Origin of the sequence: Bacillus sp. JJ1764, assembly GCF_036962145.1 — a bacterium.
Taxonomy (GTDB): domain Bacteria; phylum Bacillota; class Bacilli; order Bacillales; family Cytobacillaceae; genus Neobacillus.
This window is the reverse complement of the sequence record NZ_JBALNY010000039.1, coordinates 37,276-45,381: the sequence shown is the minus strand read 5'-3', so window position 1 is coordinate 45,381 and position 8,106 is coordinate 37,276. Positions and strand designations below refer to the sequence as shown.

Annotated in this window: 12 protein-coding genes; 10 read left to right on the top strand and 2 right to left on the bottom strand. The window is 37.8% G+C overall.

Annotated elements, in window-relative coordinates; translation table 11 throughout:
• Both V7083_RS06450 and V7083_RS06445 read right to left on the bottom strand, forming a co-directional pair.
• Positions 1–394, bottom strand: a 394-nt coding sequence (locus tag V7083_RS06450; RefSeq protein WP_335476555.1) for a DUF309 domain-containing protein, incomplete at its 3' end; no start/stop codon positions are given.
• A gap of 121 nt (positions 395–515) precedes the next feature.
• Positions 516–608 (bottom strand): YjcZ family sporulation protein, encoded by a 93-nt coding sequence (locus tag V7083_RS06445; protein WP_335476553.1) that lies wholly within the window; start codon positions 606–608, stop codon positions 516–518.
• Positions 609–813: 205 nt separating this feature from the next.
• Between V7083_RS06445 and V7083_RS06440 the strand changes: the two genes are divergently transcribed.
• The 10 genes from V7083_RS06440 to resA all read left to right on the top strand — a co-directional run bounded on the left by V7083_RS06440 (position 814) and on the right by resA (position 8,099).
• Positions 814–1,584: a segregation/condensation protein A gene (locus V7083_RS06440; RefSeq protein ID WP_335476551.1), complete on the top strand. Its 771-nt coding sequence runs from the start codon at positions 814–816 to the stop codon at positions 1,582–1,584.
• Entirely contained in the window at positions 1,571–2,158 is a 588-nt protein-coding gene (scpB, locus tag V7083_RS06435; protein WP_335476549.1) for an SMC-Scp complex subunit ScpB, read from the top strand. The genes V7083_RS06440 and scpB overlap by 14 nt, the downstream gene beginning before the upstream one ends.
• A gap of 92 nt (positions 2,159–2,250) precedes the next feature.
• Positions 2,251–2,670, top strand: a complete 420-nt coding sequence (locus V7083_RS06430) for a hypothetical protein (protein ID WP_335476547.1) — start codon at positions 2,251–2,253, stop codon at positions 2,668–2,670.
• A 30-nt stretch (positions 2,671–2,700) separates the two neighbouring features.
• On the top strand, positions 2,701–3,189 hold the full coding sequence (locus V7083_RS06425; protein WP_335476545.1) for a YpuI family protein: 489 nt from the start codon (positions 2,701–2,703) through the stop codon (positions 3,187–3,189).
• Between the two features lie 103 nt (positions 3,190–3,292).
• Positions 3,293–4,189: a superoxide dismutase gene (locus V7083_RS06420; protein WP_335476543.1), complete on the top strand. Its 897-nt coding sequence runs from the start codon at positions 3,293–3,295 to the stop codon at positions 4,187–4,189.
• A 95-nt stretch (positions 4,190–4,284) separates the two neighbouring features.
• Positions 4,285–5,427 (top strand): D-alanyl-D-alanine carboxypeptidase family protein, encoded by a 1,143-nt coding sequence (locus tag V7083_RS06415; protein ID WP_335476541.1) that lies wholly within the window; start codon positions 4,285–4,287, stop codon positions 5,425–5,427.
• A complete protein-coding gene (locus V7083_RS06410) occupies positions 5,420–6,007 on the top strand; it encodes a nucleoside recognition domain-containing protein (protein WP_335476539.1) in 588 nt (195 codons plus the stop codon). Before V7083_RS06415 ends, V7083_RS06410 begins: the two co-directional genes overlap by 8 nt.
• Before the next feature lie 6 nt (positions 6,008–6,013).
• The gene (locus V7083_RS06405) at positions 6,014–6,550 is read left to right on the top strand and encodes a spore maturation protein (RefSeq protein ID WP_335476537.1); all 537 of its coding nucleotides are present in this window, start codon (positions 6,014–6,016) and stop codon (positions 6,548–6,550) included.
• A gap of 190 nt (positions 6,551–6,740) precedes the next feature.
• Entirely contained in the window at positions 6,741–7,478 is a 738-nt protein-coding gene (gene rluB / locus V7083_RS06400; protein ID WP_335476535.1) for a 23S rRNA pseudouridine(2605) synthase RluB, read from the top strand.
• Between the two features lie 96 nt (positions 7,479–7,574).
• Positions 7,575–8,099 (top strand): thiol-disulfide oxidoreductase ResA, encoded by a 525-nt coding sequence (gene resA / locus V7083_RS06395; protein ID WP_335476533.1) that lies wholly within the window; start codon positions 7,575–7,577, stop codon positions 8,097–8,099.
• Positions 8,100–8,106 lie beyond the last annotated feature (7 nt).

The following is an 8,106-nucleotide window of genomic DNA, read 5'->3' as shown; positions in this document are numbered from 1 at the left end:
CTTTTATTTCTGTCAGTTTTACACAGGTTTGTAATAATGCAGTATCCGCAATTGGAAGATTAAGGCTTTTGTATATGTGCCTATCCTTAATGTCAGAAAGTCGCTCCTTTAACATCAGATTAAGGTCATGACAATTCAGGCCAAGTTGTTGAATCATATTTGGTTTCGATTCAAAGATGGGTATGGCCTTTTCCAATGTTTTTACAGCACCTGCAAAATTCCCCCGACGATGATGATAACACGACACCGCCAATAAAATCAGTCCAACCCAAACGGATTCCTTATTCCCTGGTTCCGTATTCTTCCAATACTCTTCAAGGATCTCATGGCATTCAAAATAATCACGATCACCGTGAAAATGAACTAAATAGCTGATATACTCATTTGGATACAAGTAATTCTCCCCTGACAATCGTTTTCTTGAAGTTTACCATATAAATGCTGTGTTTACTTGGAATAAGTGTATATCAAAATAAAAGAGCCCGCTACAACGGACTCTTTCATTCATGATTCTTTTACCAAACCCAAGCTGCACCTACAATAATTAATAAAATGAACAATACGACGATTAAGGCAAATCCGCCGCCGAAGCCTACTCCATCAGCCATTTATGATTACCTCCTGTTTCATTTTTCTTTTCACAGTTATCATATGTAGGGGATTTGTCCAATGTTATAGGCACGTATCACATCTTTTGGAGATGGCCAATACACGGGCGAATTTTCTATTGGATAACCTTGATGAATCCTCTATACTAGAAATAGCTCAATATCTACAAGAAACATCATTTATTTAGAATTTTGGTGAAAAGTAATGCCGTATCAAGTAAAAATTGATGCCTTTGAAGGGCCGTTAGATTTATTGCTTCATTTAATAAACCGTTTGGAGATTGATATTTATGATATCCCAGTGGCCCAAATTACAGAGCAATATCTTGACTATATTAAAACCATGAATGAACTTAAGCTGGATGTTGCCAGTGAATTCTTAGTAATGGCTGCTACCTTATTAGCAATTAAAAGTAAAATGCTTCTGCCAAAACATGAGGAAAACATAACCGACGAGGACTTAGATCTATCACTTGAAGAAGATCCACGTGAAGAGCTGGTTGAACGGTTAATTGAATATCGAAAATATAAAGAGGCAGCTCATGACTTGAAAGTGTTGGAAGAGGAACGTGGTTTAATGTTCACAAAACCACCTAGTGATTTATCAGATTTTACAAAGGACATACAACCTTCAAGAACAGAGGTCAATGTTTCTCTTTACGATATGCTAGCAGCTTTCCAAAAATTAATGCGTAGGAAAAAATTACAAAAGCCATTGGCAACAAAAATTACCCGTCAGGAAATTTCAATTGAGACCAGAATGTCAGAGATTATGGTTGAATTAAAACAGCTCAATGGCCGAAAGAAGTTTTATGACTTATTTCCATACCCTACAAAGGATCATATTGTTGTGACTTTTTTAGCCATTTTAGAATTAATGAAAAGAAATGAAGTTGATGCCCAACAACAGGGGAATTTTGCAGATATTTTCATTCAGGCAGTTAAGAAAGGGGCAGATATTATTGGAACTCATTAATTGGACGAGTATCCTAGAGAGCCTGCTGTTTGCAGCAGGTGACGAGGGACTGTCTTTAAAGCAAATAGCAGAAGTCATGGAAATTGACGAGTTTAAAGCAAATGAAGTAGTCGACGAGTTAAACAGACAGTATGAAACAGATTCGAATCGTGGCATTATGATTGTTCAGTTGGCTGGTTCCTATCAACTTGCTACCAAAAAGGTAAACGCCAATTATTTAAAAAAGCTGGTAGATTCCCCAAATACAACGACATTGTCACAGGCAGCACTAGAAACACTGGCGATTATTGCTTATAAGCAACCGATTACTAGGACTGAAATCGAGGAAATTCGTGGGGTCAAAACGGAAAGACCCATCAACACACTAATGGCAAAAGCGTTAATTAAAGAAGTTGGCCGTGCAGAAGGAACGGGCAGAGCGTATTTATATGGGACGTCCAAAGAATTCCTTGATTATTTTGGCTTAAAAAACTTAAACGAACTTCCACCGCTTCCTGAAAAGGTCGAAGAAGAATTTATTCAGGAAGAAGCCGATTTGTTTTTTGAGAAGTTTCAAGAAACAATTAACTCCTAATTTCAAACTATTCGAGAAATATATGATAAAATAAGAATACTCTTATTTATAATGTATAGAGACTGAGGATGACGGCAAAGGATGGGATTATGGTGTTCATAAAACAATGCAGAGGCTATGAATTAGAAAAAGAAAAATCAAATACTTCTGAGGACTTTTTTAACAGAAGTGAAGTGACTTTTGTAGAAAATGGCGAAGAAAAAACGCTGCATGTCTTATATGTAAGATATTTTGATGAGTCTTTTCAAGAATTTACCCCTTTTCAAAGTGATCCAATCATTACTCAAGATGGCTTAGAGGTGGCATTTAAGGATATCGTAGCTCTTGTTTGCTTATTAAAAAATCCGGGTTTACGTGCAAGAAAACGAGTATATATAAATTCAAAATATGAATTTGCATCCTATTTTCAGGATATTGATTTTGAAAAACTACCAGAAATTTTTATTTCCCTTAAACAAAAAAATGGCTATGAGCTTTCATCACCGCTTGAATTTATCAAACAGCCTAAATAGCATAACCAAGATAACCGGGAGGGGTAAACAATGGCAAATACATTAGTTCATACACAGTTAAATGATGTAAAAGAATTTCTGACAAAAACGAGTTCAACAATTGGTGGCTTCTTAAATGAAGCAACTATTTCTCAATTTGGTCTTGAACAGGAAGAAGATCAAACATATTTAAAACAGATTTTTTCAAATTTACGTAAGCTTGTAGTATATGGCGAAGAAGGCTTAGATGCATGTTCGGTTATTCTACAGAGCGAACCTTTTCAAAAAGCGGCCGCTGAGAAAACCTTATATCGAATTTATCACCAATGTATCAACGAATTTTTCTCACCAAAAAATGATGCTTGGTATGAGGATAGCCGATCCGCGTACACAGGAAGGAACTCCATTAAATATTATCGTAATGTTCCTGAGCCTGTTGTTCAATTGATTAAGAGCCTTGAGGGAGACTTCCAAAGAATCAGAGAAGAATTGGAGTATTACGAAACAGATTACCGAACTAAAATAACTCAATCTAAATAAAATAGAGGGGCTGTCATACATAAGTGTGGCAGCCTTTCTTTGTTCTAAGGAAAAAATTCTCTCATAACATTTAGAAAAAATATAATGGGAATGAGGGATTTTAATGGATCGCTTTGGTCGTTATGTTAATGACTTGTTCATTTGGAATGAGCAAATGAAACAATTTCTCCAATCCAAAAATGTTATGCAGGATTCGGAATTGTGGGGAAAGCTTGAAGAATTTACTGAATTGATTGAGGGAACTAAACGTGATTTAACAAATGATGAATTACTTGGGCTTCAAGTAAAGGCAGAAAATATTCACGAACAGATGGAGGCCTATTTCCAACGTAAACAAGAGGAGGGAGTGGGGACGATTTGGTTGGTCGAAAAACCAATTCCTCCTGGTGGCCATACTCTACCAGAACTTCCTTATCCCTACAATTCATTAGAACCGTTTATTTCGGAGGAAATAATGCAACTTCATCATGATAAGCATCATCGTTCATATGTGGAGGGTTTAAACCGGGCTGAGCTGAATTTAAAAGAAGCTAGAAAGAGAAAAGATTTTACCATGGTTAAGCATTGGTCAAGAGAACTGGCCTTTCACGGTTCAGGACATTATTTGCATTCGATTTTTTGGAACAATATGAGCCCAAATGGAGGCGGAAGTCCGTATGGTCTGTTAAGGGAAGAGATCACAGCATACTTTGGCGACTTTGATGGATTTAAAAACCATTTTACCGAGGCTGCCAAACAGGTAGAAGGTGGAGGGTGGGCGATCTTGGTCTGGTCACCGAGAGCCAGACATTTAGAAATTCTTCAAACAGAACGACATATGCTCCTCACTCAATGGGATACGGTTCCCTTATTGGTCCTTGATGTATGGGAACACGCTTACTATCTCCAATATAAAAATAATCGTGCCCAATATGTAGAGAATTGGTGGAATCTAGTGAATTGGCATGATGTCACCGTTAGATTGGAAAAAGCAGCAGATAGGAAATGGCCGCTGGTTTGATCAGTGAAATATCAAGTTTCATCCGGAAAAAAGTCATAACACTCCTTGTCCAGCATACACTTTAAATATATTAAAAGAGGGACGAGGTATATTGAATGAAAATGATTCTAAAGCTAACTATTTTTTCCCTCATGGTGACACTATTTGCTGCAAGCTATCCAGTCAACACAAACGCATCTTCAATTAGTGCCGCAAGTGCTGTATTGATTGAACAGAATTCCGGCCGCATCCTTTACGAAAAAGATGCCCATACAAAAAGGAGAATCGCTAGTATTACGAAAATCATGACAGCGATCATAGCTATTGAATCAGGGAAAATGGACAAATATGTGAAGGTGAGCGAAAATGCTACACACGCTGAAGGGTCTTCAGTTTATTTAAAGCCGGGAGAAAAAATAAAACTAGAGGATCTGGTTTATGGGTTGATGCTCCGATCTGGGAATGATACAGCCGTAGCAATAGCGGAATACCTGGGTGGAAGTGTGGATGGATTTGCCTATTTGATGAATCAAAAGGCCAGGGAAATTGGCATGCTTAATAGTCATTTTTCCAATCCGCATGGTCTTGATGATCATGAGGATCATTATTCAACAGCTTATGATATGGCAATTTTAATGCGATACGCCATGCAAAACAAAACCTTCCAAAAAATATCCGGTACAAAAGTCCATCGGGCCCCGAATCCAACGGAAAATTGGGACCGGGTCTGGAAAAACAAAAATCGCCTATTGTCAAAATATAAATATTGTACAGGGGGGAAAACAGGGTATACCAAACTTGCGAAACGAACCCTGGTTACAACAGCGACAAACGGGGACATGAATTTAATTGCTGTAACTTTAAATGATCCAAACGACTGGGATGACCATATCTCTATGTATGAAACGGGGTTTAACCATTATGATATGGCAGAGGTTTTGGCAAAAGGGAAAATTACGATCGAAAAACCTAAATATTATCATGACCAATTATACGTTAAATCTTCCATTACTTTTCCGGCTACCAGTAAGGAAATGAAACAATTCACGGTAAAATATAAATTAAACAAGCCGGAAAAAAACTGGGACCGTTCTAAAAAACATGAGAAAATTGTTGGGAAAGCGGTCGTTTATTTAGACGGCAGAGCAGTTAAAGAAACGCCAATCTATTTTGAAAACATACCAAGAAAGAAACAGGGATTTTTAGATCATGTAAAAGACATATTTTTTTCATTCATTGGTGTGAATCCACATGGTTAATTATATTTGGGTGTTCATGACCATAGTAGGAATTATTTTTGCACTGTTTAACGGGACGATAGCAGAGGTCAATAAAGCTGTTTTTGATGGAGCGAAGGAAGCAGTTACCTTGTGTATTGGACTAATTAGTGTGTTAGTTTTTTGGTTAGGAATGATGAAAATTGCCGAGGAGTCTGGGCTGCTTGAAAAATTAGCAAGACTTTTCCGACCAGCCGTAAAGCGGTTATTCCCGGAAGTCCCGCCCAATCACCCTGCAATGGGTTATATGCTTTCCAATATGATTTCCAATATGTTTGGATTGGGAAACGCTGCTACACCTTTAGGCATTAAAGCTATGGAGGAATTAAAAAAAATAAATGGCGAAAAAAATGAAGCAAGCCGTTCTATGATCACCTTTCTGGCAATCAATACAGCGAGCATTACGATTATTCCGACAACGGTAATCGCCATTCGAATGACTTATCATTCCGCATCCCCTACCGAAATTGTTGTACCTACCATTGTTGCTACCATCCTTTCGGCAATTGGGGCTGTGCTTATAGATCGATTTTTTTATTATCGCAGAAGCCGAAAAAGGTGAGGGTGAATGGAGTATATTTCGCTAGTCTCATTAACTTTTATCCCTGTTCTCATCGGATCGATTTTATTGTATGGAACCTATAAAAAGGTGCCTACCTATGAAAGCTTTGTTGAGGGAGGAAAAGAAGGCATTAAAATAGCAGTTTCCATTATTCCTTTCCTTGTGGGGATGCTAGTGGCCATCTCCATATTCAGGGCATCAGGTGCGTTAGAAGCGTTAATGAATTGGCTTCGTCCCTTCATGACCGCAATTGGAGTGCCCGCTGAAATCGTACCATTATTACTTATTAGACCAATCTCCGGAACAGCTGCCCTTGGCATGACCAGTGACTTAATTTCCGTATATGGACCCGACTCTTTTATCGGACGCTTGGCATCCGTACTACAAGGAAGCACTGACACCACCTTCTATGTTTTAACCGTCTATTTTGGTGCGGTTGGAATCAAAAAAATGGGAGACGCCCTAAAAGTCGGGCTCCTGGCAGATGTCGTGGGAATTATCGTGTCCATCTTTGTTGTAGCGTTAATTTTTGGTGCGAAATAAATACATTAAAAAGAGTAAGTTCCTTTTAACATGGATCTTACTTTTTTATTTTTCCTATATAATGCCCAAAGCTTTGAAAAGTGAAGGATTTGTGTCATAATTCAGTAGACAAGAATGGAAGCTTTTTAACCAAAACTTTTTAGGTAAAAGTTTATTTTGGTCAAGAGGATTATTATTTTGAGGTGAATATATGGAACGTTTACAAAAAGTAATTGCCAGTGCCGGCATTGCTTCTAGAAGAAAAGCAGAAGAACTAATCAAACAAGGAAGAGTAAAAGTAAACGGCAAGGTCATAACAGAATTAGGAGTCAAGGTGTCTTCATCTGATAAGGTTGAAGTGAATGAAATTCCAATTGAAAAAGAAGTACCTGTCTATTTCTTACTCTATAAGCCGCGCGGCGTCATCTCAAGTGTCAGCGATGATAAAGGAAGAAAAGTCGTTACTGATTTCTTCCCGGGATTAAAGGAAAGAATTTTTCCTATTGGCCGTCTTGATTACGATACATCAGGATTGTTGCTACTAACCAACGATGGTGAATTTGCTAATTTATTAATGCACCCTAGACATGAAATTGAAAAAACGTATGTAGCGAAAATAAAAGGAATTCCATTAAAAGAAAACCTTAGAAAATTAGAAAAAGGAATTAAACTCGAAGATGGTAAAACAGCTCCGGCACGAGTCAAATTGACATCTGCCGACAATAAGAAGCAAACCTCTATTGTTGAAATGAAGATTCATGAAGGACGAAATCGCCAAGTAAGAAGAATGTTTGAGGCCATTGGTCATGAAGTGATTAAATTAAAACGTGAACAATACGGATCCCTAACCCTTTCAGGTCTTAAAGCTGGTGAAGCGAGGGAACTAACACCGCATGAAGTAAAGCAATTAAGAGCCCTTGCCCAGGATTCATCTAAGAAAAATTCATAAATACGTCACATTTTATATCTTGGTTATTCACTGTGTTTATGTTATAAATGCTATAATTTTGTATAGTTGTGTCATGTTTTTAATGGAGGGTTTTATATGAAAAAACGGCGTTTAGTCATAAGGACTATCATTTTAGTCATTTTGGGTGCTGCCGTTGCGTATTCGCTGTATGCAAATTTGACGAAAGACCAAAAACAAAAGGTGGCGGTGGGTGACACAGCTCCCGACTTTGTTTTGGTAGATTTACAAGGAAATAAACATCGCCTATCTGATTATCGGGGCCAGGGAGTTTTCTTGAATTTTTGGGGAACGTGGTGCCCTCCATGTAAAAAAGAAATGCCCTATATCAACAGTCAATACCATCAGTTTAAAGATCAGGGGATTCAGGTTTTGACTGTTGATATTCAAGAGTCAGAGTTAGCTGTAAAGCAATTCAGAGACCGATATAAACTCGATTTTCCAATCATGATCGATCAAGATAAGGAAGTCATGACAGCCTATGGTATTGATCCGCTTCCAGCTACATTTCTTATTGATAAAAACGGAAAAGTAGTTAAATACCATACTGGTGAGATGACAGAATATATGGTCAGGGAGTTTATGGAGAAAATTAAACCTTAGGGATGCA

What these genes read in the sequence shown, in the direction of transcription:
- V7083_RS06425 (WP_335476545.1), top strand. Translation starts at nt 2,701, where the DNA reads ATGGCAAATACATTAGTTCATACACAGTTAAATGATGTAAAAGAATTT.
- V7083_RS06445 (WP_335476553.1), bottom strand. Translation starts at nt 608, where the DNA reads ATGGCTGATGGAGTAGGCTTCGGCGGCGGATTTGCCTTAATCGTCGTA.
- V7083_RS06405 (WP_335476537.1), top strand. Translation starts at nt 6,014, where the DNA reads ATGGAGTATATTTCGCTAGTCTCATTAACTTTTATCCCTGTTCTCATC.
- V7083_RS06415 (WP_335476541.1), top strand. Translation starts at nt 4,285, where the DNA reads ATGAAAATGATTCTAAAGCTAACTATTTTTTCCCTCATGGTGACACTA.
- V7083_RS06420 (WP_335476543.1), top strand. Translation starts at nt 3,293, where the DNA reads ATGGATCGCTTTGGTCGTTATGTTAATGACTTGTTCATTTGGAATGAG.
- V7083_RS06440 (WP_335476551.1), top strand. Translation starts at nt 814, where the DNA reads ATGCCGTATCAAGTAAAAATTGATGCCTTTGAAGGGCCGTTAGATTTA.
- resA (WP_335476533.1), top strand. Translation starts at nt 7,575, where the DNA reads ATGAAAAAACGGCGTTTAGTCATAAGGACTATCATTTTAGTCATTTTG.
- V7083_RS06410 (WP_335476539.1), top strand. Translation starts at nt 5,420, where the DNA reads ATGGTTAATTATATTTGGGTGTTCATGACCATAGTAGGAATTATTTTT.
- rluB (WP_335476535.1), top strand. Translation starts at nt 6,741, where the DNA reads ATGGAACGTTTACAAAAAGTAATTGCCAGTGCCGGCATTGCTTCTAGA.